Source organism: Pseudomonas sp. GW821-FHT10C09 (genome assembly GCF_059415465.1).
On sequence record NZ_JBWKNG010000036.1, the window covers coordinates 26,022 to 52,552 of the forward strand.

Here is a 26,531-nt window from a genome sequence, read left to right on the forward strand (position 1 = left end):
TCAGGTCGCCTTCTTTTTCTTCGCCGCGGCGGTCTTGCCCGGGACCGGATCGCCATCGCCCACCGCTGCATCCGGCGGGGTCAAACTCAACTGCCCACTGGTCAGCGCCATCGAGTTAACGACGGGCTCCTCTTCCAGGGTGACAACCGGCTCAGCGTCCGATTCATCGAGCGCGGCATAGCCCTTGGCGATCAGCTCGCGGCCGTGCTGATCGTGTGTTTCGAATGACCGTCCCTCAACCACCGTCTTTCCGCCGAGGTACAACGGCTTCAGCGTAATCAGTTTCATGGTGCTCTCCAGTTGGCCGCCCGGTGGCGGCCTTGTGAGGATCAACCGCCCGCAGGTTCAGGGGCAGTGAACGGGCCATAGACGAAGGCTTCGGGACGCTTGACCACCAGAGCCAGCCGCTCTTCGCAGCGGATCGTGATCATGTTCTTCTCGAAGTCATCGGCGTTTTCAGTGCTGATCACCACGTTCGCGTCCTCGCGATCGAAGAGTTGCGCGCCAGTCTGGAAGGCGCCGGTGAGAAACTTCCCTTCGAAACCCACCGCTTCGGTGGCCACCACCGGCAAGCCCCAAAGCACAGGGCCAGCCAGGCCCAATGGGTTGGCCAGGATGTAACGACCGAGCGTGTCTTTCGTCAGTTCGATTTTTGCCCAGTCCATGAAGTGCAGGACGTGGCCGCTCGAAGGCAGACGAGCCAGCTGGCATTGCAGCATCGCCAGGCGGAGGTCATCGATGCCCGACTGGTGATCGACCTCGAACGCAGGATCGTAGACGGAGGCTTGCGGCACGATGCCGTGCAAGTGAACCCCGGTACCGTCGGCGAACAGAATTTCCTGCTCTTCGACGTACTTCAGCCCATAACGCATTTCGATATCGATGGTCGAACCGAGTTGTGCGAAGTCGTCCAGAATCTGTTTCGACGCTTTGAACAGGTGAGCGATGGTGGACACACCGGTGATCTTTGGGGTGAACGTGATGCTGGAGTACGGCTTGGCCGTTCCTTCCGCCACAGCCTTAGCCGCATTGGTAAAACCAGTTTGTTGCACCCAGAAGATGGCCGGCGAGCCCGTCTTACCAGGTGCGATCAGGTCACGGATGAACAAACGTTGTTTCGGCGAGACATCAATGCCCGGGATACGCTGTGGTTCGACAACACCCGCCGGGACATCGCCCGACAACAGGGCCGCGCTGACAGGAATGCTCAGCCGCTTATTACCCTCGACACTCGCCGCAAAGGCCTTCAACGCTTCGCTTTTAATGATGGTGCCGCCCAACGTTTCCCGGGACTGACCAGAGGCTTGGGCCGGAAGTCGGGCGAACTCCTGTTCGATCTCACCCAGTTGCGCTTTGAGCTGCTTCTCAGCCTCGGACAACGAGTTGAATTTGGTTGCCAATTCGTCGACGGCGGCTTTCGTTTCGTTAGACAGGCTGCCAGCTTTCTTTGCCTCAGTTAGCGCGTTATCAGCTTGGCGGGTGAAATCTTCGGTAGCTTTTTTCAGCTCAGCGGAAACGCTTGCGAGCAGCTCAGCGGTTTTATCGGACATTCTTCAAGCTCCTGGTACGAGAGAGGCTGCGGATTTGAACTGAGCAAGGGCTCGTTCTAAGTCAGCAATGGCTTCGGCCGGAATGGCCGGGGGTTCGGTAGCGCTCGGCGTACCCGGACCGGTAGCGCTGGGCGTGCCGGTCTTGATGTCTTGAATCAGGGAACGGCGCTCGCTGCGCGGCATTCCCTGTTTTGCGAGGATGACGTCCAGTCGGCGAGCCGCGATCTGTTGCGGGCTACCGGCCTTGGCGTCATGTTTGGTTGCATCGGAGGGCAGCAGCTGGTCGGCAAACCCTTCCTCGATCGCGACGGATCCGGCCATCCAAGTTTCAGCATCCATCAGCTTCTGCATGGCCTCGGTGGGATCACCGGTACGTGCGGCATAGATGTCGGCCAGGGCGATATCGATCTGTTCCAGGAAGTCCGCGACTTCACGGATGTCGTTGCGGTTGCCACCGACAATCGTCCACGCGTTATGAATCATCAGGAAGCCAGCGCGGGCGATCTGGACATCATCGCCAGCCATCGCGATAAAGGACGCCGCGGAAGCAGCGAGGCCCAGTACCTTCACGGTCACCTTGCCTTTGTGCTCGCGCAGCAGGTTGTAAATCGCCAACCCCTCGAACACGTCCCCACCTGGTGAATTGATATTGACGGTCACGTCAGCGCCATTCATCGACCGTAGTGCGGCGCTGATACGTTTGGCCGTCACCCCCTCTCCGGTCCAAAAGTCATAACCGATCGGGTCATAAATCGAGATGGTGTTCTCTTCGTCTGCCGCCGCCCGGATCTCGGGGTTCCAGCGCTCAAGCGCCAAGGGCAACATGTCGCAGGAAACATCCGCGCGCGGCCGGGCCGCCGGTGCCGCCGGAAGCGTTTTGATTGTCATGAAAACTCCGAGAGTGTCAGGCGGCCTTTTTTAGCCGGTCGATAGAGATCAGCGCATGGGCCATGACGGTACCGTCAGGGTCACCAGCCTGAAGGGCCTTGGCCGCTTCGCTGTAAGCCAGTTGAATCGAAGCCTTGTCGCCCGCGTCGTTGGCCACCATCAGGTCCTGCATGAACTTCGCGGCCTTCGCCGATAGCCCGCCGTTTTGACCCAACCATTCCAGCGAAACCATGGCGCCTTGCACGGTATAGACCTCGCCACCCGGGATCGGCGGCAGGTTTTCTTTGCGCCGGACTTCATTGCGGTTCATCCAGCCATTTGTCAGCGCGCCGTTGTAGTACGCAGAACGGCCCGCGCTGTCTGCACGCAGAAGGCCCTCAACCGAGAACTCCGCAAAGAACTCATCGGAGTCCTGATCACCGATCAGGCAACGAGTGATTTCCTGCTCGATGTTGACCAGCAACGGCCGCAGGCAGTTGGTGAGGAAATGCAGGTTTTGCGATTCGGTGCTCGCCGCCCAGCTGCTCTGCTTGTCCATGTGACCGACCATGAACGGGGGCACCTGGAACCAACGGCAGATTTCTTCGACGTTGAAGGAACGCGTCTCCAACATCTGAGCCGCTTCGGGATTCATGGTGATGCCCTGATACTTCAGGCCCGCTTCCAGCACCATGGTTTTGCCAGCGTTGGTCGAGCTGCTGAACGCGGCCAAGCTGGCCCGTAACAGCTCACGCTGCTTGTCAGTGAGCGTGCCAGCGCCTTGAGCGCTGCCACCCTCGACCGTCAGAAAGCCGGAGGCTTGCAAGCCGTTGGCAAAGACCTTCGCCGCGGCTTCTTCCGCCGACATGGCCGCGCCGATGATGTCGCGCCCCGTGGTGATCGGCAGCATGCCGCACACGCCATCAAGGCCGAAGCCACGGATGTGCACCAACATCTTTTCGGGAATCACCCGCCTGTTACCGTTTTCGGTGTAGCTGTATTCCAGTCGCCCATTGGCCAGGCGCTCGACCTTCATGCACTGAGGCAACAGCGGAATCAACGCGGTAATGCGGGTGCCGATCATTTTCTTTTCAATGAAGGCATTACCACGCAAACAGATGCTAGCCACGACCATCAGCATGAAGCGTTGCGGGGTCATCTCGATGTTGGGTGAGCGACAGAGAACCCGGTACAACGGATGGTCTGTGGCGACTTCTCGTGACCCGTCCGGCATCCGTCGGTACAGCTTCAACGGTAAGGTCGATACCGATTCAGACAGCAGGCGAACACAGGCCCAGACGGTAGATAGACGCAGCGAGCTGTCGACGGTTACCGCCTTTCCGCTGCTGGATGTACCGATCCATTCCTGCCAGAACGCGGTGTTGTTCAAGCCGATCGGCACGCCCAGCCATTGCTGGAGGGCGGCACGAACTCGCCCGGTTTTCTGTTCCCGCGCCATTAGATTCCCACCATGATCGGATTGTTGTAGAAGCCGTCGCGGTCGCCAGAAACAACAGGCTGAGAATCTGCCGCACCAATACTCATCGCCAGCGCAACAACGCCATCGATTCGACCGGTGCTCCTACGCTTGGCAAATATTCGATTGTCTTTCTGGTCCGCATCCAGCACCGCGCTGGCTGCGTTCCAACGCAGCACAGGGTTGGTTTTTATCTTGATGCTCTTTTCGGTGAGCAGTGTTTCTGTCAGCTCAATAGAGCGAGGCATCCACAGCCCGGTTTCTTTCGAGACGGTGTAGCCCTGACCATGCGGCAGCAACGGTACGTCGATGCCTTGAGCTTCCAGTTCAGGCGTGAAGTACTTGATGCGGTATGGGTCGAAGGCGATGCCTTGGATGCTGTATCGCACCGCCAGCTCGCCCACGCGCGCAGCGACTGCCGCATAGTCGACGGCCATACCTGGTGGCGCATGCAGGAAACCGCCGCGCACCCAAGCGTCGTAGGGCACACGGTCAACGCGAGCCCTGTCGAGCATGCTGTCTTTGGGCGTCCACAGTTCAGCGACTGCCAGTTTCAACCGGGGGAAATACAGCACCAGGGCCGTGAGATCTCGCGAACCGGATAGGTCGAGGCCGCCATAACAAGGTTCACCCTCGGGAATCTGCTCGAGATCGTAATCGTCTTCACAGGCCATCCAGATGTTTGCGGCCAACCAAGGGTTAGCGGCATCCACCCATTCACAGAAGTTGAGGCGACGCACGCTCGACTCTTTCGAGGGCATGCCGCGGGCTTCAGTGACCTGCTCGCGCAAGTACTTGAGCCCCGGCACCCCGCCGTTTGCATCACCGGGCTTGCCGAAGGCCAGGCTAGGGTTCGACTTGTACCAGCAGCCTTCGTCCTTGATCGGGTCATCACCCGGATCGAGTGAGCAGATGAAGGCGAAGAAACTGTCGTCCTGCTTGTCACCCTTACACAGCGCGATGCCGTATTCGTGGTACTCGTAGCAGATGGTCGTACGGTCGTGACCGCTGTTGGTGATCATCACGATCATGGCTTGGCGCCGGCTTTTGGTGCCGGCCCGCATCATGTCCACGACGGTCCGCGTTTTGTGTTCGTGGATCTCGTCGAGTAAAGCGATGTGAGGCCGCGGCCCCGATTGGCCGTCGTCAGCACTGATGGGGCGAAAGAAGCTGCCTGATGCCGGGTGCGCCAGGTTCCAGACTTTCTCACCGCGCCCAGACTGCTCGATCCGGTCAGCCAACAACTGCGACTGATCGACCATCGCCACCGCATCGCGGAACAGGATCATGGCCTGGTCTTTCTTCGTCGCAGCGGCATAGACCTCGGCCCGGGCTTCGCCATCGGAGGTCATGCCCAACAAGCCGATACCGGCCGCCAGCGGCGATTTCCCCGACCCCTTGCCGGTTTCGACGTAGGCAGTCCGGAACCGGCGATATCCATCAGCCGCTTTCCAGCCGTACAACGAGCCGATAACGAAGGCCTGCCAGGGGTTCAAGATGAACGGCAGCCCCTCATATTCACCACCGTTAAGGCACAGCACGTTTTCGTAATAACCGATGGCACGCTGCGCAGCGGCCAAATCCCAACGCAACCCACGAGATGGACCGAGTTTCAGGTCGTTGAGGTGCCGCTGGCAGGCGTTGCGTACATCGGGACCGGCGATGACGCGACCGGCCAGCACATCATTCGCGAAGGCGGCGACGCGATCAGAAGTAAGTGTCGACGATTCGTTTTTGTTCATTGGGGAACAGCTCTCCCTGAGGCGCCGCGGGCTTCAGTGATCGGCGGGCCATGGGCGAAAATCCGAACTTACCGCCGGCGTCATTGGCGCGGCGCTCAGCGTCGTTGCGCAGCTTTCGCCAGATCGAAAGGTCTTGGGCGCCGGTGCGATAAGTCTGCACGTCTCCCTTGGTTGAGCTGGACAGGCTTTCGTTGAGCTCCTGAATTTTCAGGGTCCAGCGTCGGTAGTCCGACACGGCTTCGCAGTACTGAGCCATGACCTGCATGTCCATCTTGGAAATCAGCCCGAGCGTCACCAGGTCAGGTACCACCCGCTCCCACTCGCGCCGCGCATCTTCGTCGAGCCAGTCGGGCATCGGTGGCGCTTCAACCGGCATCACCGGCTGGCTTTGCTCACGCAGCAGGTCGCCGCGGTTCTTCTTGCTGCGATTTCCATTGATCAAATGGACGACGGCCGGCAGGGCTGGTCGCCCGGAGTTCTCGTTTCCGGCCATTTCAAACCTCGAATTTCACACACGAACACCTAACTTACCGAAGGGGTATCCCCCCATTTTTCCCGCTTTTGTGTAAAGACCATGGCGAGGGGTCAGCGAGCAAAAAGGTGCAGACTTTTTTGCCCACCCCCCTAGGGGCGTTGACGTGCCGCACCGTCTCGGTGCATCGAGATCAGAGGGCACAGCCAGCCGCATGGCCGTCAGCCCTGAGCCCAGTGGTGGCCAGGGTCTAGCGGTATCCCTTGCTCGCTGCATCCGATCTCGTGCCCACGCTTCTCGACACGTTGTTTGGTTGAGTCGTGATGCACCTTGCAGAGCGCCTGCCAGTTGCCCTGATCCCAGAACAACTTTTGAGCCCGCGCAATGGCAGCCTTGTTGCCTGATTTAATTGCGTCCTTCAGCCCATGCCGGATCTTGTGGTCTACCACCCGAGAGGCAGCGATCAACCCCTGCTGCTGACACATCACACACAACGGATGCTTCAGCAGGTACGCGGCACGCGCCTTCTCCCAGCGACTGTCATAAACCCGAGGCTCATTTGCCACCAGTCGATCGCCTGACCTGATCACTGGCTAACCCGATCCACTGCCTCAATCGCTTTGTCAGCAGCTTGAGTTGCCGTAGTCGCGGCTTTCGATGCCTTGTCAGCAGCAGAGCCGGTCTTTCGGGTCAGCTCATCCAGTCGCATATCCCGTTCAGCCATCGCGGTGTCATAGGCGCGGCGGATCTCTTCGACCTGGTTGGCCTGTTTCTCAGCAAGTGACCAGTAGCTGGCCTGATACCCCAGCACCGCACCACCGCCGACCAGCAAGACCGCAATGGCCCAGACTTCAGTCCGGCGCCACCAGCGGCGAGCGATAAATTCCATTGCGCATCTGTCCATCAGTTGGCACCTCCAAGTTGCTGCCGCAGACGGGCAATCTCTTGGCTTTGCGACATGACCTTTTCCGTGAGCTGGGAGACTTGGCTGGTCAGCGCATCAATGCGTCCTTCCATCCGGCCAACTGAAGCAGCGAGATCGTTGCGCTCTTTAGCGAACTGATCTGCACGAGCCTCTGCCTCTTTGCGGGCGGTACGTTCGGAGTCGAGCAGTTCATTCAAGCGACGGACAGTACCGATGTCAGCGTTGTCCATCGCCCGATCCGCAGCGTCCTTCGACAGGAAGCGGCGAAGCCAAAGCAACCCACCAAAAATCACAGTGGCACTACCGCCCAGCCATGTGGCCGTGCCCGGGCCGAGGTCAGTAGGGTCCATCGCTGCTCCATGAATAAAATGATCTGCGATCGCAGAAACCCATCGGGCCGAAAATAAAAACCCCGCCGAAGCGGGGTTAGGTGACCGGCTCAGGGAAGCCGGGTGAAGCTGCACAGCACGTGCGAGGTCAGCGCCGAGGCGCAAATTCCATATCGTGGGGACTTTTTACCCCCTCAGTACGGAACCGAAAAGAGGGCATTTTCGGTTATCCAGCTTGACGCAACTTTGACGCAGCTTTGAGGAGACTTTGAGGCAAACCGCCCCGACCAGTGGCAAGCCACTTGCGAGCATCGGCACGATCAGTCAGTACCTGCAACAGCCGCTGATGCAGGACATGTACCTGGTCATAGTAAGTCTGCTTCGCGCTGGATGACATCCCCGCCAGGTGCATCTGCATTAGCCAGGTCGGCGCAGGGTCATCGCCGTAGCGCACCGCTGCCAGCCGCTGCAACATCAGCCCTCGATCATCCTGCCGTGCAATCTCTGCCAGGGCCGCTGTGATCTCTTGGGAAACACCATCTGGCCCTGCACCAGCACCGAGAATGATCCGCGAGCCCGGCGTACCGCGAGGCGCGCAGCCACCCCATTCCATGATCGTCGCCATTGGGCTGCCCATGCCGCCAGCCTCGCCGTTCATACGGCACTGCTCTCCCCAGTGGATTAACAGCACTTCAATTTCGTCGATCATCACCAGCTCCCCCGAACAAACCGAACCTGACACAAAAAACCGATAACCCGACACAAACCTGACACACCTAAAAACCTTATAAAACAATGCTTTAAATTATCTGTGTCAGGTGTGTTAGGTGTGTTGGGTAGTTCTTCACGCATAAAAAAACAAAAAGATTCATGTTTTGATATCAGCTGTTGTTGAGGTGCGTACGCCTGCGCACGCATTAAACCTGACACACCTGACACGGACCGACGCAAAGCCCGTAACAACGTGGGCTGTGGCTGTGTCAGGTTGCCGGTATCAGCCTGAAACAGAGGAAACACACCTGACACACAAATGGTCGTCATGCTGCCGCACTCCCCTTGTCAGCAAACTTCACATGATCCCAGCTATCCACACTCCATCCGCCAGCCCGAGCCTGATCTCTCCACTTGGCCACGGCCGTTCCGAGCGCGCCAGCGGTCATGGATGGGGCCGGGGAAGGCGCCGGGTCGATGCCAGACCAGGGAAAGAAGAAGGTCCCGAATGCACGCCGCGCCCCTTCCATCCAAGGCACGCGCGGTACCTTGTCCACTTCAGTCGAAATGAACCCGCTGAACTTCGTGTGACTTAACGAGTGCTCTTTGTTCCGGTGACACCACTCCAGAAAGAGCGCGTAAAGATCGCTACTCACGCAGATATCGAACGGCGCACCCAGCAAGCCATGCCGCCATTCACGGAGGAACGTTTGCCAGCTGGCCATGCTCAACTCCACCAGCCGTTGACGGGCATCAGTGTTGGGCGGACGCGTACGCTCATCGAAGTCGCCCAGCGGGTAACTGAGCAGGTAATCGTAAAGCGCCTCGACCCCGCCATTGGCCAGTTCGTACGCGACCTTCTTCTGAGCATTGGCAGGCAGCGTGCCCTTGGGCCACACCACCAACATACGGCGATCATTCTCGCCAATCGGCCAAGGCATGATCTCGTTCGAAAGAAACACTGCGTTCATATGGTTGGCTTCCTCCCAACCGTTCACGAACTTCGACTCCATGCGAACTGTTTTGCCAGTGACCATGTGTTTGATCTTGCCGACCTGGTTGTAACGCTGGTCCCGGCTGACAACCTCTTCAAATACGCCGTATAGCTTGTTCGACTGCCAGACGGTCCAATTCGACTCAAGCTGCGCCTGACCAACTGTGGCACCACAGTCACCGTAGATCTGACCCATGATGTCGCTGAACAGCAGGCTTTTGCCGCTGCCTTCCATTGTGGAATGCAACAGCACGGCGGTATCCATCTTGGCCCCGACCTTTTGCAGCGGGTAAGCCAACCATTTCGTCAGCCAGTCAGTAGCCGCCTTGTCGCCGTTGCACAAAAATGGAATCAGCGACTTCAGGGTCCGACATTTCTCCAGGTCATTGTCTGGCACCAAAGGCAACCCCTCGAAGGTATTGATGTACACCTCAGGGTCTTTCGTCATGCACGGATCAAACACAATGTGCTCCATGTCCACCGTGCGGCGATCCGGGCTGTTCAACCACATCCCGTACGCATCGCCCAAAGACATTTTCAGCGACCCTTCGGGGATGCGACGACGCTTTTGGATATCCCACGCGTCCTTGGTGCCGTCGATGTAAACGTAACGTTCGACCGGCGCCATTCCATTGCCACTGACCTGTTTGAACTTGGCCTCGGCCTTCGCCTTGTTGGCCAGGCGTTCAGCCATGTCGTCGGCAATAACCTTCTTCACCGGCAACTCCAGCCAGTCTTTCGCAAGCGGCTTGGTCACCAGCATTTCAAAAGCGGACTTCTTGATGATCACTCGCTTGAATGTGTCGAAAATCGCTGTCTTACCCTCAACCAGTGCAAACCGCGTGAAGATCCGTTCAGCCGTCCACCGATTCCCCCCGCCCCCCTCTGGAGTAGCAGCGCCGTTTTCGGCGGGCGCTTCCACAGTTGGGGCACGGGGAAGATCATCCAGCTGAACAGACGCTGCCGATACCGCCGCGGCATCGAGCTGGGCACGGACAACATCGAGACCCTGCTCGATGTGCAAATCGTTCCAATCCTTGGCCATCAGGCAGCCTCCCCAAAAAAAGGAAATGCAGCAAAGCCACCAACCTCAAGGGCAGCAGCTTCTGCTTTAGTTCGACCGGGATTGCCTGGTGCATCCGGATCATCGTCACCCGCGACGACAATTGCCGCCTCTGGGTGCAGCGAACGTATTGACCGAACGACGTTGACCAGGTTGCCCGAGTCAACAGCCATCGCGACCGGCCAACCACTTGCCATGTGCACGCTTGCAGCCGTTGCGTAACCCTCGGCCGCCGCAACAACAACCGGGGAATCGACGATACCCAACACATGAAAGCAGCCCGATTTGCGGCCGTACTTTGGAAACAGCTTGGTGCCCTGCCCGTTGATCGATTGCAGACTCCAGAGCTTGCCCGACAGATCCCGCAGCGGGATTGCAATGCTGCCGGGCTTGAACATCAGGAAGCTCAGCGATGCTGGGCGCGGCTTAGGCAAGTTGTTGAAAAACTGCATGGCGTTGCTGCCCGACCACACCTGGCACCGCTTGTTGTGGTCATCGATGGAGAGAATCACTGTCGTGTTGAAAAAGCCGATCCCGAAAGCACCGACTTGTTTTCGATCGAGGTAGGCGCTCTGGCCATCTGATTGACAATGTTCGTTCCAGATTCGCTGGCAGCTATCCGCGACCAGTGAACGCATCTCCTCGAGTAACGCCTCATCCGCCTCGACCTCTGCCTGACGCTGTTTACGTCGGGCTTCGGCTTCCGCCGCGAACCGCTTCTTTTCTTCAGCAGTCATTTCCGTTTTTTCAGGACGCCAGCCAGCATCGTGCGCCAGCTTGATCACGGTACCCATGCCGGTACCGCCCTTTTTGAATGACTTCCATACAGACAAGGCCGCTTTGCCGTCGTAGCTTTTGCTGCTCTGGCTCCAGATATTCCAAGGGCCGTAACCGTCCTGGCCGAATTCAGCCTTAAGGCCCATACCGACCTCGACCCACGTATCTCGTGAGTCAGGCGATATGTATTGCAGAAGGTAAGGCAGGTTGGCGAGCTGCAAAGGGATTTTGTCGTCACTCATCGCCGAGCCTCCCGAAACCCCTGACAGTGGACGCAGGTCTCGCAACCTTCAATCGTCTGCTGTCGAAGCAACGGGATGGGATCATCGCAGTCTTCGCAGAACTGCGAGCTGACACGGCTTGTAGGCACACGGCGATTGCGATGGAGGGCGACGTCGAGCAGGTATTGCGCCTGATCATTAGCGCGGTCGATATCGTCAGCCATTGTCGCGATCCTCCATCGCCTGACGCGCACCCGCCATGATGCCGAGGATTTCGCGGATCACATCCATGCCCTGCTTTTCCAGGTCGAGGACTTCGTGAAGTTCCCAAACGTTGTCGGCAGCGCCATCGTGCATCGCGGCAACGAACTCACCGGTCTCGCCGAGCAACTTTCCAACCGCTTTCAAGGCATCACGTGTTGCCGGTACCGGCACAGGGCGATACCAGACCGCACCCGCCGGACGCATCAGCGCATCGAGCAGGCGGGCATCTCCAGTAAGCCTGATCAGCTCTTCCAGCTCATCAGGATTCAGCCAACGGCGTTCCTCATCAAGCTTGAGTTTCTTCTGGAGGGTGTCGTTCTCCAACACCATGTCAAAGGCAAGGGCGGTGATTCCGCCCTTGTAGTCACGACCAGCGCGATAGATCGCCTGACGCAAAGGAAGGACCGGACCAGCGTCCGGCAAAAGATCTGTTCGACTCATAACCGTAAATCCCCTGTTTACGGTGTAGCCATAGTCCAGGGTAAACCCTATCCTACGACCACGACCGATGTGCATGTGCTGTGTGTCGTCGTAGCTGAGCTGGGGGATCTTTGGTGAGAGGCCCCAGCTCGGCACCTTTTAAGCTGCTTTGGAACCGCGGAGATAAGCCCAGTCAATGTCTGCACGAAGCTGCTCGCAAGTGACTGAACCTGCCGACTCTCGCTCGATACCAACTGCTAAGGCAGCGCCGGCACGTCGGTTTCCGTAAGCGACCTGCTTCAGCTGTCCTACGGACGTGCCGCACCGGCCCGCGAATTTATCCAGCGCCGCCTTATCAAGACTTTTCAAATACTCGTGCAAGGTCATAAGCACCTCCTTCTGAATGTCGAGATTAGCAATTGCTAATGCCAAGAGCAATAGCAAAACGTAATTTACTGTTTGCTAACGGAAAGCGATGATTGGGGAATGGATATAAAGAAAATGCGAGTTCAAGTTCTGCGTGACTTGATGGGTGAAAAATCTCAGAAAGAGTTCGCCGAACTACACAATCTAGATGCCTCATATCTTTCGCAGCTGCTCAATGGGCATAGATCCCTCGGCGAGAAAGCGGCCGCGAATCTTGAGGCAAAAATCGGCCTTGCTGAAGGCACACTCACCGTGCCGCTTGCCTCGCAGCGCAACGCGATAACCGAAACGTCGCTACCCTCGGAAAATCGGATCGTCGATAGCAACGCCGAGTACCTCGGCCCCATTGATGTATGGGATGACGATACCCCCCTTGATGATGATGAGGTTTACGTGCCATTCCTAAAGGAAGTTGAATTGTCCGCGGGAAGCGGCCGGACCGCAGTTCACCAATCACACAAGCAAAAACTTCGATTTGGCAAGATGACGCTGAGGCGCCAAAACGTTCAGGCGAATGAAGCCGTCTGCGTCACTGTGAATGGCAACAGCATGGAGCCAGTGTTACCTCACGGGAGCACCGTAGGAGTTGACCAGGGCTGTACAACCATCACCGAGGGGAAGATGTACGCAATCAATCACGGCGGTCAACTGCGCGTGAAAACACTGTATCGCCTACCAGGTGGAGGCCTCAGGATGCGCAGCTACAATCGCGACGAGCATCCAGATGAAGAATACAGCCCAACCGAACTGATCGAAAAAGAGATCATAGTGATCGGCAAAGTCTTCTGGTATTCCGTACTGCTGTAGCCCCACTCCGACAATAGAACCCGCCATGAGCGGGTTTTTTTGTGTCCTCGGCAAACTAAATTAGCATCTGCTATTGCATGTTTATTTAGCTGTTGCTAATTTTGCACTCGTATCTACCTCTCACCAAGAGTACGAGCCATGCAAACCACACAGCACAGCAACAGCCGCTGCCCGGTCTACCTGCATCCTTCAGCATGCAGTAGCCGCGCCGCCGTCGAAGCCATCCAGCGCCAAACCGGCCTGCTGGTGATCACCACCCCCAAAGGCCGCACCGCGGCTGTCGAACCCACCAGCACCGCCAGCGATAGCTCGTGGCCTTTCGGGGGCGACGCAGCATGAATAGCTACCTGATCCCCCTCGCAAAACAAGAGTTGCTGCACCACATGCTACAGGTCGGCGGCTCAGCCGTGTGCCCGCTTCAACGTCCAGAACAAACGATCCATGCAAGCTTTGAAGTCGAGCTCACCGACACCAGCGCAGTCATCAACGTCGACATGGCTGGTCACACGGGTGAACTCACCCTCAAGCGCTCGGACCGGGCCAACCATCTGCACCTACGGGACTTCATTCAGGACATTGCGAACGGCCGGATTGAGTCGGCACGACCAGCTCCTCCAGAACAGACCGGCCGTTTGGCGCAAATTGATCAAGCGCTGGCCGACTCGGAAGCCTTGCTGGTTCACGTCCGCAAATTGATTGCAGCCTGAGGACAGCGCCATGAACCGCACCCTGGACGAAACCGCCGCCGTACTCGGCCTCAAACCCCGCAAATTTCGCAGCCAGCTACGCGAACTCCGTGTTTTGACCCAAAGCGGCGAACTCGCCAGTCAGCACCGCGATCGTGGCTACCTGTTCAGCGACCCGCGCAGCCGCTGGAACGACAACATCAGAGGCTACAGCCACTATGCCGTCGTTCTGGTCACTGAACGCGGCATCGAGTGGCTGGCGAAGCAGCTTGGCATCGGCATCAACGCCCAGAACAAGGACGCCGCAGCATGAAAACCAACTACTTCAATGCGTACACGCAAGCCCTCGGCGCCCTGCGGCTGATCCCGATTTATCTGGACAGTCCGGGAGTCGTCAGCCGCGCCACCCTCATCGGCGCAGCGAGCGAAGCTATCGACCTACTGGGCAATATTCCCTGCCGCACGCTGGAACTGGCCGAAGTTTTTCGCTGCGTAAACGGGGTGATTAAAGAAGGCCAGGTGGCCTACGTCACCCCGACCAACTCTCCGGAGTATCCATTCGGTGCCGTAGTGGCTGATGCGAACGGCCAAATCTGCGCCGCAGCCATGGGCAAAAGCAAAGAAGGCCTCGCCGAAATGATCCGGCTCAAACTGGTGCCCCCATCGGAGGGGTTTGGGGAGGTTGCCGCATGAGCAACACCCTCGACCAGCTCCGTAAACAGTTCGCCACGCCCTGCCCGTCCCTAACCGCCGTGCGTGAGCATTACTTTGCGCATATCCGAACCGACCGACACCTACTGAGCGAGATCAAAGCCGGCCGCATTGCTTTGGTCGTGACGCGCCTGCACTGCTCGGTGCGAGCAAAACCGGTGGTGTACCTGCACAACCTGGCTGACTACCTCGATGCTCAAGCGACGAAGGCAGCGGCCTGATTGAACGGTAGCCCCTGCCGTCCAGGGGCAATCAACATGCACTCAACGAGGCACAGCACATGAAAGCCACAGACACGAATGACTTCTTCAGCTCACTCAATGCCGGCGTCTTCTCACAGCAGATCGGCCAAGCCCTATCCAACGTTGCTGCCGGCGTTATCGACTTTGGCAAGGCCGGCGAAGTGACCATCAAACTGAAGATGAAGCAGATCGGCCAAAGCAACCAGGTTGCGATCAGCCACACCCTCGACTTCGCGCAACCTACCAAGCGCGGAAAGTTGCGCGAGGACTCAACCCTCGACACGCCGCTGTACCTGACCCCGCAAGGTCTGACGCTCTTTCAGAACGACCCGACGGCGCAGCTCTTCAAGCCCGAAGACGCGCCGGTGAAAGCTCGATAAATCCAGCACCAACACGCAGCACCAAATCCTCTCACCAAAAGGGAAACACCAATGTCGCTTAATAAAGACACGCTTGAACTGATCATTGACCAAGCCTCCGCAGCGGCCAAATTGCCGACCACGCTTTTGCCCGTTACCGCCCTGCCCGTCGGCGTGAAAATCCACAACCTGGAACAGTATCAGGCGCTCCGCTCTCGTTTTCGTGGCGCCCTGAATACCACCAGCCTGCGCGACTTCGCCGAATACACGATCTCCCGCAACGGCCCAGCTGCGAAAGGCTTCATTGATCAGGACAACATGAGCTGCCAGGTGTTTTTCAATCTCGGTACTGACGAAGCCCCCGGCCATGCAGATGACACCGCCAGGCTGACACTCAAACCGACCGCTGCTTATCTGGCACTTCAGAAGATCGTCGGCCGGCTACTCACTCAGCGGGATCTGGCCGAATGGATCGAAGACTGGAACACCAACCTCGTCGCAGTGAAAGAAGGCGGCGGAACGATGCCAATCAGCGCCGCAGTTGCCAGCGTTCGCAACATCACCATCGAGGCGAAGAGCACGGCAACGACCAGCGAACACAACTTCGGCGCCGCCCGTAGCGCGATGGACAGCATCGAGGCAGCGAATGCTGATTCCCGCGTGGAAGCTCTGCAATTCTCACTGATCCCGTATGACGGTCTGGCCATCCGCGTATTCACGCTGAAGCTCAGCATCTTTACCGGCAACGACAAGCCAGCCCTGAAGCTGCGCTGGGCGGGTGAAGAGCAACAGGTTGAGGAAATCGCCCAAGAGTTCAAGACAACCCTCGCCAAAGAAGTAGGCGGCGCGGCCACTCTGATCTTGGGTACGTTCAGCGCATAAGCCTTTAACCCGTGGCAACACCCCGCCGCCGGCCTCTCACCAAGAATCCCGGCGGCGGGCTCTACCGAGGATCACAGCACATGCAAACTGAAACCTACATCATTCTCTTCGGCCTCCTGGCTGGCTGGGTAGCGACAACCTTCTATTTCTTTCAAGCAATGAAACGCGCCTACAACCGCGGTGTTTCTGTTGGACTGGTTGAACGCAATGACCTACACAACCAGCGACTGGCCGCTCTCGATCGCGACGTCGTCCACCTGAATCGTCTTCGCGAGACAGAACAGACCCGCCACGACGCATCCCTTCGCGAAGCCAAGCGCCGTTACCTTGAGCTGTACGAGCAGACACTGACGTTCGGCACCTTACTCAAGCCCGAAGACGCCCAGTTACTCCTCGGCGCAGCAAGTAGCCTGCAACTGGCACAGGATACGTGGAGAGTATTCCCAGGCACTGAGCCGGTTCGGATAAAAGCGAGCGCTCAACAGAGCCAGATCATAAAGTTAGTGGACCGAGCGCTAACCGCCTTCGAGCAGGCTAGCGACCTTAAGAAAAATTACGCAGCGCCGCACCAATCCGTAACAGGAGGTGCTGCATGAACTGGATCATCACGCACAGCGGCCGTCAGTTCGACCTGGTGAAACCCACCGCCGCGATGATAAGCCCTAACGATATCGCCCACGCACTGGCCCATCTGTGCCGATTCAACGGCCACACCCGGACGCATTACAGCGTGGCACAGCACAGCCTTCTGGTATCGAGCCTGGTCCCTGCGCAGCACCATCTGGTGGCGCTGCTACACGACGCAACCGAAGCGTACATCGGCGACATGACCCGCCCGCTGAAAGCCTTGCTGCCGCAATATCGCGAGGCCGAAGAAACCATATGGCAGGCTATCTGCGCTCGATTTAATCTCGACCCGATCCTGCCCGAGTGTGTGGTGCGCGCCGACATGGTGGCTCTGGCCACAGAGCGCCGCGACCTAATGCCCCACCATTCTGGCGAATGGGAATGCCTGCGCGGCATTCCACCAATGCCCGAGCGCATCACCCCGCTACCAGCCCCAGAAGCAAGCATGCAGTTCTTCAGTCGTCTGATGGACCTGATGCAAGGTGATCACCGCCGGAGGATGAGTGCATGACCGCATTCAAAAAGCATCCCTTCGACTTTAAAACCCAATACGGGTTGGGCTTCAACGCTCAGGATGAAGAAATTGTTGTCGACTTCTTCTGCGGTGGTGGCGGCGCCGGTACCGGGCTGGAGATGGGCCTTGGCCGTGCGGTGAATGTCGCGAAGAACCACAGCCCTCAGGCAATCAGCATGCACACCATCAACCACCCGGGCGCCGTGCACTACACCACCGACGTGTTCGATGGTGATCCGGACACCGAGTGCGGCGGCAAGGCAGTTGGTTGGTTCCACATGTCGCCGGACTGCACGCACCATAGCCAGGCCGCCGGCGGTCAGCCGCGTAAGCGTGAGATTCGGAACTTGTCGTGGATCGGCCTGAAGTGGGCCGGAAAGAAGAAGCCTCGCGTCATTAGCCTGGAGAACGTGAAACAGATTCTTCAGTGGGGGCCGCTGATCGCCAAGCGTTGCAAGTCGACTGGCCGAGTAATGAAGCTGGATGGCGCCATTGCAGAGCCAGGTGAAGTCGTACCTGTCCACCAACAGTTCCTCGTGCCTGACCCCAAGCGGCGCGGTCAGACTTGGGCAACCTTTGTCGCCGAGCTTCAGCACCTGGGATACGTCGTCGAATGGCGCGTGCTCAAAGCCTGCGACTTCGGTGCACCGACGAGCCGCGAACGACTGTTCATGATCGCCCGCTGCGACGGCGAGCCGGTCGTATGGCCAGAACCGACACACGCCAAGCACCCAGTGAAGGGCCAGCAGAAGTGGCGAACCGCCGCCGAGTGCATCGATTGGACCATCCCGAGCAAAAGCATCTTCGACCGAGCGAAGCCACTGGCACCGGCCACCCTGCGCCGAATTGCCAAGGGCATGAAGAAATTCGTCATCGATGCCGCCGACCCTTTCATTGTGCCGATCGCGAACTGGTCCGGCGATAGCGTGCAGTCAGCGCACGACCCGCTGCGCACCGTCACCTCTTGGCCGCGCGGCGGATCGTTCGCCATGGCCAGCCCGATCATTGCGCCAGCCACGCACCAGGGCAGCGATCGGATCAACGACCCGCACTCGCCTTTGCCTACGGTGACATGCGCCAACCGCGGCGAACTGACACTGTCAGCGGCCACGCTCGTGCAACTGGGCAACGGCGACAAGCCTGGAAACGAGCCGCTGCCTACCATCACCAGCGGTGGCAACTACCAGCGCCCGGCAGGCGCGGCCCACGCGATGGGCACCTCGACTGTGTTTATGGCCCAGATGAACGGAGGTTTCAACACCACCGACGCCAAGAGCATCGGGGACCCGATGACCACGGTGACCAACACTGGCAGCCAACAGCAGCTGGTGACCGCCAACCTGGTGCACCTGCGCGGCAACTGCGATGCGCGGGATGCTGCCGATCCGCTGCATACCATCAGCGCCGGCGGAACACACCACGGGCTGGTCACCGCCTTCATGGAGCGGCAGTTTGGCGCCAGCGTTGGCCAAGCCGTTGATGAGCCCGCACCAACAATCACGGCAGGTGGCGGTGGCAAAACCTCGCTGGTTGAGTTTCAGCTTTCTCCGGAGATTGAAGCCGGTGCGCTGCGCGTTGCGGCATTCCTCATCAGCTACTACGGCACCGAGAACGTAAGCGCCGCCGACGAACCCGCACCAACCATCACCACCAAGGACCGGCTGGCACTGGTAACAGTGACTATAAAAGGCACGCCGTACGTGATCGTCGACATCTGCCTGAGAATGCTGCAACCGGCAGAGCTATATAAGGCTCAGGGCTTCCCCGCCGACTACATCATCAGCCACGGTGCCGACGGCAAGCCATTCACGAAAACCCAACAAGTCCACATGTGTGGTAACAGCGTAAGCCCACCACCGATGGCAGCGCTTGCCCGGGCGAATGATCCATGGCGGCAAGCGGAAGTGCTAAGGGAGGCCGCATGACAGCCCTTCGCCGAACCGTTCGCATACGCCACGGGCAGATGCCGCCCCTTGATCTACAAACCATCTGCGACAAATGCGACAAGTCGCGGGCACACGGTAATCACGAACAATGCAGCAAGCTGCGCCAGGCCGAAGGCATCGCGCGCCGTGCACGGGAGCAAGAGCAATGAGCCTTCCACGCTGGGTAATGATCAACCGCGCATCCGAACTCACTGGCTACAGCGAAGACGCCATACGACACAAAGTGAAGAACGGCACTTGGGCACAGGGTCGGATCTGGCGCAAAACGCCAGACGGCCGCATCGCAATCAACATGACGGAGTACGACAAGTGGGCCGAGAGCGCACCGCAGGAAGCGGCCTAGAAGCCGAGCTGGCCAAACACAAAGGGATTGAATTACACGGCGGTAACATCCGTGTCGTATTCATGTGGCGGCGAGTCCGATGCCGCGAGTCCCTCGGCCTTCCGGTAACCAAAGCCAACATCAAACATGCCGCCCTTCTCAGGGCGGCGATTATTCATGAGATTAAAACAGGACACTTCGATTACACCCGACACTTTCCAAATTCGAAAAACGCGACCAACTACAGCAACGTAAAGGACCAGCGGCTGGCAGCGCTGATGGCCCGCTACAAACCACTGAAGGCCGTCGACATCACCCCGATGACTGAAGAAAAGTATGGCTACGCTTTGGATATCTGCACCGAACTATTGGGGCCGGACCGATTAGCCGGCATCCTTTTGCCTGAAGATATACAAATGCTCAGGACACAACTGATCTCAACCCGGGCGCCCTCCACAGCGAACCATTACCTGGCCACGTTCGCCGGATTCCTAGCTTGGTGCGAAAACAACAGCTACTGCCGCAAAGGGTTATCCGCTGCCTGCATTCGATTCGCAATGATCGGGCGCGAACCGGACCCTCTGACCAAGGGCGAATTCGAACAACTGCTCAGCAAAGGTTGCCTCCACCCACAGGACTCGGCCGCGATCACGCTCGCGGTTTACACCGGACTTCGACCAGGTGAGATGTGCGCGTTAGCCGTCGAAGACGTAGACCTGATCGCGGGACAGATCAACGTCACGCGAGCCATCACAGCGGACGGCACCTTCAAAGTCCCGAAGACTGGGAAGCCACGAGCAGTCCTGCTAATGCCGCCGGCGATCGAGGCCTGCAAAATTCTGATGGGGTTGGTGGCCGATCATGCCCCGCGTGAGATCGAGGTATACATGAATCGTCACGAAAGCCGGGGCGAAACGGTCACCCCGCTGCTGTCCCCAACAACGCAAGCCCGGAAAAAAATCATCAACCATTGGTTTGTCCCTACGTCCTGGAACACCAAGTGGGCGGCCATTCAGAAGCGCTCGGGGATTCGTCCGCGCAGGCCATACCAGACCCGACATACCTATGCCTGCTGGTGTCTGACAGCACGTGGAAACCTTGCTTTCATTGCAAAACAAATGGGTCATAAAGACTTCACCATGCTAGTGGAGGTCTATGCTCGCTGGATGGATGACGAATCCCCCCGAGAACTCCAAAACATATGGGAAGGAATTAACAAATCAAAGACTACTTAGACTTAAACTCACCACCCTCAGAATAAAAATCGATCGCCTTTAACTGATACCTAGCCGTTGCAATATGAAGGGTAAGCTCCTGCAAATCCCGCTTCATTAAATCACGCTCTGACAACACGTGCTCTATCTCAGACCCCAGTTCGTTTATTGTGCTGGATAGTCTAATGGAGTGCGGTGATTCCACACCGTCTGTATTGGACAATGAATTAGTATACCTTGTTAACACTTCTTGCCGCTCATGGGTTATACGATCTGCCGTTAACTCCAACACCTGCATCTGTATTTGCTGGGTTTGAACTTGCCTTTCCAAAGCTTCGATCTTTACCATAAGAGCCTGCTTATCTCCCACAGGAAAAGCCGTACTCATTAAAAAATTCTTCTTGAGTGAATACTTATCAGGCACCGCATCCGCCAACTCCTCCGCACGCACATCGACAATCTCATCAATGGCACTTTGAGATGTTGCCCTATCAAGATACTCGTTGGCGCGCTCCATAAATTTCTCAGGCAGATACATAAAGAAATCTTGCCCAACCTCCTTAACAAACTCATCTACAAGCTGAGGATGAGGCTCCAACGGCTTGCCGCTATAAATAGTCCACCAATCCTCCTTACTGTCACCAGTCACAAAGACAACCGGCAGACTGTCGGCTTTTGCTTTTGCTAGAGTTTGTCTCCAAACGATGTAGTCTCCGAATGGTTTTAGCTTATCTGCAACGACTTCTGAATCGCCTCCCTTCTTAACGTCTTTATAACCAGGAGGGACCTTCTGCAAATACCTCTGCGCCCCAACCAAAAGGACGTTAGCAACGTCTTCCTCTGTCAAACCCTCTCCTACACGACCATCCAACAACTTTTCTAGTTTCGTTTTTACATCATCGGATTCTATTTTCCGCAGATATGTCTTTTTATTTACCCCCAAATCCCCAACTATTTTCTCAAAAGAAACTATCGCCTCCTTTAAAGTATCCCCCTCAACGAAAGGATGCTGCTTGGGATTTTCAAATGATCGCCGCAGATCCTCTACACTTTTGATAGCCTCATCATAAACTTTAACTTGCTGCCCAATCACACCAACCCTATTTACGAGGTATTCACTGGCAACCTGATGCGGTACCCACAACCTATCATTGAGCAGCTGAAATATTTCAAACAGTTCGGCACGAGTTTCGTTTGAGTAACGATACAGGCTCAACAGCACATTGGCGTCTAAAACAAAAAGGCAACGCCCCCAAATACTTTTTAGGGTCTCGGGATCATTCGAAAAATACCCGGGAAACATTTTCTTCATTTTTAACCTTCCAATGTGTGGTCAACCCTCGCTCTCACGGAGCCACCGGATCATCTCCCATGTTACCCTCGCCCGTACAGAACAGCGTCGCAGCGTAGCGGCTTTCTTTGAGCCAATTCAGCAGCTGTGAATGCCCCAAATTTGCCCCACACTTTTTATCGAACCTCGCCAAGCCACTGATGAATAAAGCAATTTCAGATTTATCCAGCCACACGCCAATGATGCAGCAGTACTGGCGCCTGAAGAACCAGCACCCTGACCAGTTGATGTTCTACCGCATGGGTGACTTCTACGAGATCTTCTACGAAGACGCGAAGAAGGCCGCCAAATTGCTGGACATCACCCTGACCGCCCGTGGGCAGTCGGCAGGGCAAGCGATTCCGATGTGTGGGATTCCTTACCACGCGGCGGAAGGTTACCTGGCGAAACTGGTCAAGCTCGGCGAGTCGGTGGTGATTTGTGAGCAGGTCGGTGATCCGGCGACCAGTAAAGGGCCGGTGGATCGTCAGGTGGTGCGGATCATCACGCCGGGCACGGTCAGTGATGAAGCGCTGCTGGATGAGCGTCGGGACAACCTGATCGCTGCGGTACTGGGTGACGAACGCCTGTTCGGCCTGGCCGTGCTGGACATCACCAGCGGCAATTTCACCGTGCTGGAAATCAAGGGCTGGGAAAACCTGCTGGCGGAGCTGGAGCGGGTCAATCCGGTCGAGTTGATGATCCCGGACGATTGGCCAAAAGACCTGCCGGCGGAAAAACGTCGTGGCGTTCGTCGTCGCGCGCCGTGGGATTTCGAGCGCGACTCGGCGCTGAAAAGTCTGTGCCAGCAGTTTTCGACCCAGGACCTTAAAGGCTTTGGCTGCGAGAACCTGACCCTGGCCATCGGCGCTGCCGGTTGCCTGCTCAGCTATGCCAAGGAAACCCAGCGCACCGCCCTGCCGCATTTGCGCAGCCTGCGTCATGAGCGTCTGGATGACACCGTGGTGCTGGACGGCGCGAGCCGTCGCAACCTGGAACTGGACACCAACCTGGCCGGTGGTCGCGACAACACCCTGCAATCGGTGGTCGATCGTTGCCAGACCGCCATGGGCAGCCGCTTGCTGACCCGTTGGTTGAATCGTCCGCTGCGGGACCTGACCGTGTTGCTGGCGCGCCAGACTTCGATCACGTGCCTGCTCGACGGCTACCGCTTTGAAAAGCTGCAACCGCAGCTCAAGGAAATCGGCGACATCGAGCGGATCCTGGCGCGGATCGGCCTGCGCAACGCCCGCCCTCGCGACCTCGCTCGTCTGCGCGATGCGCTGGGCGCGCTGCCTGAGTTGCAAGTGGCGATGACCGAGCTGGAAGCGCCGCACATCATTCAACTGGCCAAGACCACCAGCACCTACCCGGAACTGGCGGCACTGCTGGAAAAAGCCATCATCGACAACCCGCCTGCGGTGATCCGTGATGGCGGCGTGTTGAAGTCCGGTTACGACAGCGAACTCGACGACCTGCAATCGCTCAGCGAAAACGCCGGGCAGTTCCTGATTGATCTGGAAGCGCGGGAGAAAGCCCGCACCGGACTGTCGCACTTGAAGGTCGGTTACAACCGCATTCACGGCTACTTCATTGAGTTGCCAAGCAAACAGGCCGAGTCGGCACCTGCCGACTACATCCGTCGCCAGACGTTGAAAGGTGCCGAGCGTTTCATTACCCCGGAACTCAAGGCGTTCGAGGACAAGGCACTGTCGGCCAAGAGCCGTGCCCTGGCCCGCGAGAAGATGCTTTACGAAGCGCTGCTCGAAGACCTGATCGCCCAACTGCCACCGTTGCAGGACACCGCCGCTGCGCTGGCCGAACTGGACGTACTGAGCAACCTCGCCGAACGCGCGCTGAACCTCGACCTGAACTGCCCGCGTTTCGTCGACGAGCCCTGCATGCGCATCACCCAGGGTCGTCACCCGGTGGTCGAGCAAGTGCTGAGCACGCCATTCGTGGCCAACGACCTGAGCCTGGACGACAACACGCGCATGCTGGTGATCACCGGTCCGAACATGGGCGGTAAATCCACCTACATGCGTCAGACGGCGTTGATCGTGTTGCTTGCGCACATCGGCAGCTTCGTGCCGGCAGCCAGTTGCGAACTGTCCCTGGTGGACCGGATTTTCACCCGGATCGGTTCCAGCGATGACCTGGCGGGTGGCCGTTCGACCTTCATGGTTGAAATGAGCGAAACCGCAAACATTTTGCACAACGCCACCGAACGCAGCCTGGTGCTGATGGACGAAGTCGGTCGCGGCACCAGCACCTTCGACGGCCTGTCCCTGGCCTGGGCGGCGGCTGAGCGACTGGCGTATCTGCGCGCTTACACGCTGTTTGCCACCCACTACTTTGAGCTGACGGTGCTACCGGAGGCGCAACCGCTGGTGGCCAACGTTCACCTCAATGCCACCGAGCACAACGAACGCATCGTGTTCCTGCACCACGTGCTGCCTGGGCCTGCCAGCCAGAGTTACGGCTTGGCCGTGGCGCAACTGGCCGGTGTGCCGAGCGAAGTGATTGTGCGTGCTCGCGAGCACTTGGGTCGCCTGGAAGCCACCGCCCTGCCCCATGAAATTCCTGCGCCTGCCAAGGGCAAACCGGCCGCGCCACAGCAAAGCGACATGTTCGCCAGCCTGCCGCATCCGGTGCTGGATGAATTGACCAAGCTCAATCTGGATGACATGACGCCGCGCCGTGCGCTCGAAATGCTCTATACACTAAAGAACCGGATCTAACGCACTTGCCTGCAAGCTGTTAGAATCTCGCGCGGTTTGGGATGCTGCTGGCTAATAGCCTGGCCAGCAGACTATCGCTCCCGAACCTGGCGACCCCAACGTGAAGGGGCTCCGCTGCCGCCGCCTGAGGAGAAAATTAGAAATGACCTTCGTCGTCACCGACAACTGCATCAAGTGCAAGTACACCGACTGCGTAGAAGTGTGTCCGGTGGACTGCTTTTACGAAGGCCCGAACTTCCTGGTGATTCACCCGGATGAGTGCATCGACTGCGCACTGTGCGAACCAGAATGCCCTGCTGTGGCCATCTTCTCCGAAGATGAAGTTCCGGCAGAAATGCAGGAATTCATTCAGCTGAACGTTGATCTGGCCGAAATCTGGCCGAACATCACCGAGAAGAAAGACTCGATGCCTGACGCTGAAGCGTTTGATCGTGTCATCAACAAGTCTGTAGGCCCCAAGCTCAAAGACCTCGAACGCTGATTTCCGCGCGTTCCCGAAAAGGGCCCTAACGGGCCCTTTAGTTTCCCAAATAAAAAGTGCCAACCTTATTAAGCTGGTAATACATAAGCCTTGAACCAAAAAACAGGCAATGTATTTTTTGAGGTGCCCTGCATTGGCATGCTGTAAAACGACGAGCCTGTAAGCTGCGCCCCCTTTCTTGGCATCTCACTTCGAGCTTCAGACGCATGATAAAAAACATTCAATACCTGCGATTTGTAGCAGCCCTACTCGTCGTATTCGCCCATTCTCATCTACAAATTTTTGGTGTATCAAGCAAAATTACCGGTCTCGGAGGATTTGGCGTCGATTTATTCTTCGTGATAAGTGGATTCATCATGCCGTATATTTTATTCGGGGGACTTTATAAGCCAGGCGCTGCAACCACGAGTGGAGCAGCCGGGTTTATCTGGCGTCGTGTTGTACGTATATGGCCTATGTACTTTCTTGCGACATTATTGACAGTACTTCTTTCGTACCTGGTGACCGTCGGCGCATTCAAAAACCCCGATGCAGAACTTATGTACTCATTTAATTCGTCACGCTTCGAACTCAAATGGCTGATTGAATCCATAACGTTCACGCACTGGAACAGACCTCCATTATTAAGCATAGGTTGGACCCTGCAGATCGAGTTCTTTTTTTATACAGCTATCGCTGCCGGATTGTTGATAGGTTCCAAAAAACTGGAATCCGTAGAATTTTCAATACTTGCATTCTTCTTTACCGCAGCCCTCCTTGGGTCAGTTTCTATATTCGACAATCCGATCGCTAAAAGCCTCGCCACCCCCCTAATCATCGAGTTCCTGTTTGGGATGTTTCTGTACAGAATAATCTCCAGTGGATTGCTAATTAGGAAATCAATAGCACTTTCTATTATCGTATGCCTCCCCCCCCTGTTTTTATTGATCGAAATGAGCGATATCATTAAGGTCGCTACCCCCAGCCTGGAGCTTCAGCGCTCAATAGAGTGGGGATTCCCTGCATTTATTCTGGCGTGGGCGGCGATCAGCCTCGAGAGTTCAACCCGCGAATATAAACTCTTAAGCTTGCTGGGCGACTCATCGTATAGCCTATATTTAGTGCACACCATATTGGCACCACTGTACGTTTTTTTTATGGTCAAATTCGGATTTCACTTAATGCTTGGGCCAATTGGCTACCTGCTATTACTCCTAATCATTTGCCATGCTGCAGGTGTCGGCCTTCACTTATATGTAGAGAAACCCCTTAACAGCACCATTCGAAAGTACACGAAAGGTCGCAGAACATCGGTTACGGCATAAGCGAGATGCTCAATTACACTCTAAAAAACGCGTTATCAAATGCCGAGCAAAAAAAAGGTTCTTCACGGATTACCGGGAAAGACGCTCTTGATCTTCATGAAAAAGAATTCGCTATCCCGGTAACCGT

At 57.2% G+C, this 26,531-nt stretch carries 32 protein-coding genes and 1 pseudogene; 17 read left to right on the forward strand and 16 right to left on the reverse strand.

The window, feature by feature from the left end; all coding sequences use genetic code 11:
• The 15 genes and pseudogenes from AC07N8_RS27590 to AC07N8_RS27660 form a co-directional block, all read right to left on the reverse strand.
• Positions 1 to 288 (reverse strand): DUF7210 family protein, encoded by a 288-nt coding sequence (locus AC07N8_RS27590; protein ID WP_493146815.1) that lies wholly within the window; start codon positions 286 to 288, stop codon positions 1 to 3.
• A 41-nt stretch (positions 289 to 329) separates the two neighbouring features.
• A complete protein-coding gene (locus AC07N8_RS27595) occupies positions 330 to 1,550 on the reverse strand; it encodes a phage major capsid protein (protein ID WP_493146817.1) in 1,221 nt (406 codons plus the stop codon).
• A 3-nt stretch (positions 1,551 to 1,553) separates the two neighbouring features.
• Positions 1,554 to 2,438: a head maturation protease, ClpP-related gene (locus AC07N8_RS27600; protein WP_493146818.1), complete on the reverse strand. Its 885-nt coding sequence runs from the start codon at positions 2,436 to 2,438 to the stop codon at positions 1,554 to 1,556.
• Between the two features lie 16 nt (positions 2,439 to 2,454).
• A complete protein-coding gene (locus AC07N8_RS27605) occupies positions 2,455 to 3,876 on the reverse strand; it encodes a phage portal protein (RefSeq protein WP_493146819.1) in 1,422 nt (473 codons plus the stop codon).
• On the reverse strand, positions 3,876 to 5,636 hold the full coding sequence (locus AC07N8_RS27610; RefSeq protein ID WP_493146821.1) for a terminase large subunit: 1,761 nt from the start codon (positions 5,634 to 5,636) through the stop codon (positions 3,876 to 3,878). Before AC07N8_RS27610 ends, AC07N8_RS27605 begins: the two co-directional genes overlap by 1 nt.
• Positions 5,602 to 6,129: a phage terminase small subunit P27 family gene (locus AC07N8_RS27615; protein WP_493146823.1), complete on the reverse strand. Its 528-nt coding sequence runs from the start codon at positions 6,127 to 6,129 to the stop codon at positions 5,602 to 5,604. Before AC07N8_RS27615 ends, AC07N8_RS27610 begins: the two co-directional genes overlap by 35 nt.
• A 200-nt stretch (positions 6,130 to 6,329) precedes the next feature.
• On the reverse strand, positions 6,330 to 6,674 hold the full coding sequence (locus tag AC07N8_RS27620; RefSeq protein WP_493146824.1) for an HNH endonuclease: 345 nt from the start codon (positions 6,672 to 6,674) through the stop codon (positions 6,330 to 6,332).
• Positions 6,675 to 6,694: 20 nt separating this feature from the next.
• A complete protein-coding gene (locus AC07N8_RS27625; protein ID WP_493146826.1) occupies positions 6,695 to 7,012 on the reverse strand; it encodes a hypothetical protein in 318 nt (105 codons plus the stop codon).
• On the reverse strand, positions 7,012 to 7,383 hold the full coding sequence (locus AC07N8_RS27630; protein ID WP_458725662.1) for a DUF3450 domain-containing protein: 372 nt from the start codon (positions 7,381 to 7,383) through the stop codon (positions 7,012 to 7,014). Before AC07N8_RS27630 ends, AC07N8_RS27625 begins: the two co-directional genes overlap by 1 nt.
• A 205-nt stretch (positions 7,384 to 7,588) precedes the next feature.
• Positions 7,589 to 8,071, reverse strand: a complete 483-nt coding sequence (locus tag AC07N8_RS27635; RefSeq protein WP_493146827.1) for a hypothetical protein — start codon at positions 8,069 to 8,071, stop codon at positions 7,589 to 7,591.
• A 328-nt stretch (positions 8,072 to 8,399) separates the two neighbouring features.
• Positions 8,400 to 10,085: pseudogene (locus AC07N8_RS27640) on the reverse strand (DUF5906 domain-containing protein); the annotation flags it as partial.
• A gap of 26 nt (positions 10,086 to 10,111) precedes the next feature.
• Entirely contained in the window at positions 10,112 to 11,149 is a 1,038-nt protein-coding gene (locus AC07N8_RS27645) for a PriCT-2 domain-containing protein (protein WP_493146829.1), read from the reverse strand.
• Positions 11,146 to 11,352: a TraR/DksA C4-type zinc finger protein gene (locus AC07N8_RS27650; RefSeq protein ID WP_493146831.1), complete on the reverse strand. Its 207-nt coding sequence runs from the start codon at positions 11,350 to 11,352 to the stop codon at positions 11,146 to 11,148. The genes AC07N8_RS27645 and AC07N8_RS27650 overlap by 4 nt, the downstream gene beginning before the upstream one ends.
• Positions 11,345 to 11,833 carry a phage regulatory CII family protein gene (locus AC07N8_RS27655; protein ID WP_493146834.1) on the reverse strand — a complete coding sequence of 163 codons (489 nt, stop codon included), beginning with the start codon at positions 11,831 to 11,833 and terminating at the stop codon, positions 11,345 to 11,347. Before AC07N8_RS27655 ends, AC07N8_RS27650 begins: the two co-directional genes overlap by 8 nt.
• 138 nt (positions 11,834 to 11,971) lie before the next feature.
• A complete protein-coding gene (locus AC07N8_RS27660; RefSeq protein WP_493146836.1) occupies positions 11,972 to 12,199 on the reverse strand; it encodes a transcriptional regulator in 228 nt (75 codons plus the stop codon).
• Positions 12,200 to 12,298: 99 nt separating this feature from the next.
• On the opposite strand from AC07N8_RS27660, the gene AC07N8_RS27665 reads away from it, so the two are divergent.
• The 14 genes from AC07N8_RS27665 to AC07N8_RS27730 all read left to right on the forward strand — a co-directional run bounded on the left by AC07N8_RS27665 (position 12,299) and on the right by AC07N8_RS27730 (position 20,569).
• Positions 12,299 to 13,045, forward strand: coding sequence for a S24 family peptidase (locus AC07N8_RS27665; RefSeq protein ID WP_493146838.1), 747 nt, complete (start codon positions 12,299 to 12,301; stop codon positions 13,043 to 13,045).
• Positions 13,046 to 13,183: 138 nt separating this feature from the next.
• Positions 13,184 to 13,384: a hypothetical protein gene (locus AC07N8_RS27670; RefSeq protein WP_493146840.1), complete on the forward strand. Its 201-nt coding sequence runs from the start codon at positions 13,184 to 13,186 to the stop codon at positions 13,382 to 13,384.
• Positions 13,381 to 13,752, forward strand: a complete 372-nt coding sequence (locus AC07N8_RS27675) for a hypothetical protein (RefSeq protein ID WP_493146842.1) — start codon at positions 13,381 to 13,383, stop codon at positions 13,750 to 13,752. Before AC07N8_RS27670 ends, AC07N8_RS27675 begins: the two co-directional genes overlap by 4 nt.
• 10 nt (positions 13,753 to 13,762) lie before the next feature.
• A complete protein-coding gene (locus tag AC07N8_RS27680; protein WP_493146843.1) occupies positions 13,763 to 14,044 on the forward strand; it encodes a phage antirepressor KilAC domain-containing protein in 282 nt (93 codons plus the stop codon).
• Positions 14,041 to 14,424 (forward strand): hypothetical protein, encoded by a 384-nt coding sequence (locus AC07N8_RS27685; protein ID WP_493146844.1) that lies wholly within the window; start codon positions 14,041 to 14,043, stop codon positions 14,422 to 14,424. The genes AC07N8_RS27680 and AC07N8_RS27685 overlap by 4 nt, the downstream gene beginning before the upstream one ends.
• The gene (locus tag AC07N8_RS27690) at positions 14,421 to 14,663 is read left to right on the forward strand and encodes a pyocin activator PrtN family protein (RefSeq protein WP_493146846.1); all 243 of its coding nucleotides are present in this window, start codon (positions 14,421 to 14,423) and stop codon (positions 14,661 to 14,663) included. The genes AC07N8_RS27685 and AC07N8_RS27690 overlap by 4 nt, the downstream gene beginning before the upstream one ends.
• 59 nt (positions 14,664 to 14,722) lie before the next feature.
• Complete coding sequence (locus AC07N8_RS27695) at positions 14,723 to 15,064, forward strand: YfdP family phage-associated protein (RefSeq protein ID WP_102595710.1); 342 nt, start codon at positions 14,723 to 14,725, stop codon at positions 15,062 to 15,064.
• Positions 15,065 to 15,115: 51 nt separating this feature from the next.
• Positions 15,116 to 15,925, forward strand: a complete 810-nt coding sequence (locus AC07N8_RS27700; protein ID WP_493146849.1) for a DUF2303 family protein — start codon at positions 15,116 to 15,118, stop codon at positions 15,923 to 15,925.
• Between the two features lie 80 nt (positions 15,926 to 16,005).
• Entirely contained in the window at positions 16,006 to 16,521 is a 516-nt protein-coding gene (locus AC07N8_RS27705; RefSeq protein ID WP_493146851.1) for a hypothetical protein, read from the forward strand.
• Complete coding sequence (locus AC07N8_RS27710; protein ID WP_493146852.1) at positions 16,518 to 17,063, forward strand: phosphohydrolase; 546 nt, start codon at positions 16,518 to 16,520, stop codon at positions 17,061 to 17,063. Before AC07N8_RS27705 ends, AC07N8_RS27710 begins: the two co-directional genes overlap by 4 nt.
• Positions 17,060 to 18,991 (forward strand): DNA cytosine methyltransferase, encoded by a 1,932-nt coding sequence (locus AC07N8_RS27715; protein WP_493146853.1) that lies wholly within the window; start codon positions 17,060 to 17,062, stop codon positions 18,989 to 18,991. Before AC07N8_RS27710 ends, AC07N8_RS27715 begins: the two co-directional genes overlap by 4 nt.
• Positions 18,988 to 19,161, forward strand: a complete 174-nt coding sequence (locus AC07N8_RS27720) for a hypothetical protein (protein WP_493146855.1) — start codon at positions 18,988 to 18,990, stop codon at positions 19,159 to 19,161. Before AC07N8_RS27715 ends, AC07N8_RS27720 begins: the two co-directional genes overlap by 4 nt.
• Positions 19,158 to 19,355 (forward strand): excisionase family protein, encoded by a 198-nt coding sequence (xisR, locus tag AC07N8_RS27725; protein ID WP_056856218.1) that lies wholly within the window; start codon positions 19,158 to 19,160, stop codon positions 19,353 to 19,355. Before AC07N8_RS27720 ends, xisR begins: the two co-directional genes overlap by 4 nt.
• Entirely contained in the window at positions 19,322 to 20,569 is a 1,248-nt protein-coding gene (locus tag AC07N8_RS27730) for a site-specific integrase (protein WP_493146857.1), read from the forward strand. The genes xisR and AC07N8_RS27730 overlap by 34 nt, the downstream gene beginning before the upstream one ends.
• Here the strand turns inward: AC07N8_RS27730 and AC07N8_RS27735 are convergent.
• Positions 20,562 to 21,860 (reverse strand): PIN-like domain-containing protein, encoded by a 1,299-nt coding sequence (locus AC07N8_RS27735; RefSeq protein WP_493146859.1) that lies wholly within the window; start codon positions 21,858 to 21,860, stop codon positions 20,562 to 20,564. The genes AC07N8_RS27730 and AC07N8_RS27735 overlap by 8 nt on opposite strands.
• A 191-nt stretch (positions 21,861 to 22,051) precedes the next feature.
• On the opposite strand from AC07N8_RS27735, the gene mutS reads away from it, so the two are divergent.
• The 3 genes from mutS to AC07N8_RS27750 all read left to right on the forward strand — a co-directional run bounded on the left by mutS (position 22,052) and on the right by AC07N8_RS27750 (position 26,404).
• Positions 22,052 to 24,619: a DNA mismatch repair protein MutS gene (mutS, locus tag AC07N8_RS27740; RefSeq protein WP_493146868.1), complete on the forward strand. Its 2,568-nt coding sequence runs from the start codon at positions 22,052 to 22,054 to the stop codon at positions 24,617 to 24,619.
• A gap of 142 nt (positions 24,620 to 24,761) precedes the next feature.
• On the forward strand, positions 24,762 to 25,100 hold the full coding sequence (gene fdxA, locus AC07N8_RS27745) for a ferredoxin FdxA (protein WP_483840464.1): 339 nt from the start codon (positions 24,762 to 24,764) through the stop codon (positions 25,098 to 25,100).
• Positions 25,101 to 25,306: 206 nt separating this feature from the next.
• Positions 25,307 to 26,404 (forward strand): acyltransferase family protein, encoded by a 1,098-nt coding sequence (locus tag AC07N8_RS27750; RefSeq protein WP_493146861.1) that lies wholly within the window; start codon positions 25,307 to 25,309, stop codon positions 26,402 to 26,404.
• Positions 26,405 to 26,531 lie beyond the last annotated feature (127 nt).

What these genes read in the sequence shown, in the direction of transcription:
- AC07N8_RS27590 (WP_493146815.1), bottom strand. Translation starts at nt 288, where the DNA reads ATGAAACTGATTACGCTGAAGCCGTTGTACCTCGGCGGAAAGACGGTG.
- AC07N8_RS27595 (WP_493146817.1), bottom strand. Translation starts at nt 1,550, where the DNA reads ATGTCCGATAAAACCGCTGAGCTGCTCGCAAGCGTTTCCGCTGAGCTG.
- AC07N8_RS27600 (WP_493146818.1), bottom strand. Translation starts at nt 2,438, where the DNA reads ATGACAATCAAAACGCTTCCGGCGGCACCGGCGGCCCGGCCGCGCGCG.
- AC07N8_RS27605 (WP_493146819.1), bottom strand. Translation starts at nt 3,876, where the DNA reads ATGGCGCGGGAACAGAAAACCGGGCGAGTTCGTGCCGCCCTCCAGCAA.
- AC07N8_RS27610 (WP_493146821.1), bottom strand. Translation starts at nt 5,636, where the DNA reads ATGAACAAAAACGAATCGTCGACACTTACTTCTGATCGCGTCGCCGCC.
- AC07N8_RS27615 (WP_493146823.1), bottom strand. Translation starts at nt 6,129, where the DNA reads ATGGCCGGAAACGAGAACTCCGGGCGACCAGCCCTGCCGGCCGTCGTC.
- AC07N8_RS27625 (WP_493146826.1), bottom strand. Translation starts at nt 7,012, where the DNA reads ATGGACAGATGCGCAATGGAATTTATCGCTCGCCGCTGGTGGCGCCGG.
- AC07N8_RS27630 (WP_458725662.1), bottom strand. Translation starts at nt 7,383, where the DNA reads ATGGACCCTACTGACCTCGGCCCGGGCACGGCCACATGGCTGGGCGGT.
- AC07N8_RS27635 (WP_493146827.1), bottom strand. Translation starts at nt 8,071, where the DNA reads ATGATCGACGAAATTGAAGTGCTGTTAATCCACTGGGGAGAGCAGTGC.
- AC07N8_RS27645 (WP_493146829.1), bottom strand. Translation starts at nt 11,149, where the DNA reads ATGAGTGACGACAAAATCCCTTTGCAGCTCGCCAACCTGCCTTACCTT.
- AC07N8_RS27650 (WP_493146831.1), bottom strand. Translation starts at nt 11,352, where the DNA reads ATGGCTGACGATATCGACCGCGCTAATGATCAGGCGCAATACCTGCTC.
- AC07N8_RS27655 (WP_493146834.1), bottom strand. Translation starts at nt 11,833, where the DNA reads ATGAGTCGAACAGATCTTTTGCCGGACGCTGGTCCGGTCCTTCCTTTG.
- AC07N8_RS27660 (WP_493146836.1), bottom strand. Translation starts at nt 12,199, where the DNA reads ATGACCTTGCACGAGTATTTGAAAAGTCTTGATAAGGCGGCGCTGGAT.
- AC07N8_RS27665 (WP_493146838.1), top strand. Translation starts at nt 12,299, where the DNA reads ATGGATATAAAGAAAATGCGAGTTCAAGTTCTGCGTGACTTGATGGGT.
- AC07N8_RS27670 (WP_493146840.1), top strand. Translation starts at nt 13,184, where the DNA reads ATGCAAACCACACAGCACAGCAACAGCCGCTGCCCGGTCTACCTGCAT.
- AC07N8_RS27675 (WP_493146842.1), top strand. Translation starts at nt 13,381, where the DNA reads ATGAATAGCTACCTGATCCCCCTCGCAAAACAAGAGTTGCTGCACCAC.
- AC07N8_RS27680 (WP_493146843.1), top strand. Translation starts at nt 13,763, where the DNA reads ATGAACCGCACCCTGGACGAAACCGCCGCCGTACTCGGCCTCAAACCC.
- AC07N8_RS27685 (WP_493146844.1), top strand. Translation starts at nt 14,041, where the DNA reads ATGAAAACCAACTACTTCAATGCGTACACGCAAGCCCTCGGCGCCCTG.
- AC07N8_RS27690 (WP_493146846.1), top strand. Translation starts at nt 14,421, where the DNA reads ATGAGCAACACCCTCGACCAGCTCCGTAAACAGTTCGCCACGCCCTGC.
- AC07N8_RS27695 (WP_102595710.1), top strand. Translation starts at nt 14,723, where the DNA reads ATGAAAGCCACAGACACGAATGACTTCTTCAGCTCACTCAATGCCGGC.
- AC07N8_RS27700 (WP_493146849.1), top strand. Translation starts at nt 15,116, where the DNA reads ATGTCGCTTAATAAAGACACGCTTGAACTGATCATTGACCAAGCCTCC.
- AC07N8_RS27705 (WP_493146851.1), top strand. Translation starts at nt 16,006, where the DNA reads ATGCAAACTGAAACCTACATCATTCTCTTCGGCCTCCTGGCTGGCTGG.
- AC07N8_RS27710 (WP_493146852.1), top strand. Translation starts at nt 16,518, where the DNA reads ATGAACTGGATCATCACGCACAGCGGCCGTCAGTTCGACCTGGTGAAA.
- AC07N8_RS27715 (WP_493146853.1), top strand. Translation starts at nt 17,060, where the DNA reads ATGACCGCATTCAAAAAGCATCCCTTCGACTTTAAAACCCAATACGGG.
- AC07N8_RS27720 (WP_493146855.1), top strand. Translation starts at nt 18,988, where the DNA reads ATGACAGCCCTTCGCCGAACCGTTCGCATACGCCACGGGCAGATGCCG.
- xisR (WP_056856218.1), top strand. Translation starts at nt 19,158, where the DNA reads ATGAGCCTTCCACGCTGGGTAATGATCAACCGCGCATCCGAACTCACT.
- AC07N8_RS27735 (WP_493146859.1), bottom strand. Translation starts at nt 21,860, where the DNA reads ATGAAGAAAATGTTTCCCGGGTATTTTTCGAATGATCCCGAGACCCTA.
- fdxA (WP_483840464.1), top strand. Translation starts at nt 24,762, where the DNA reads ATGACCTTCGTCGTCACCGACAACTGCATCAAGTGCAAGTACACCGAC.
- AC07N8_RS27750 (WP_493146861.1), top strand. Translation starts at nt 25,307, where the DNA reads ATGATAAAAAACATTCAATACCTGCGATTTGTAGCAGCCCTACTCGTC.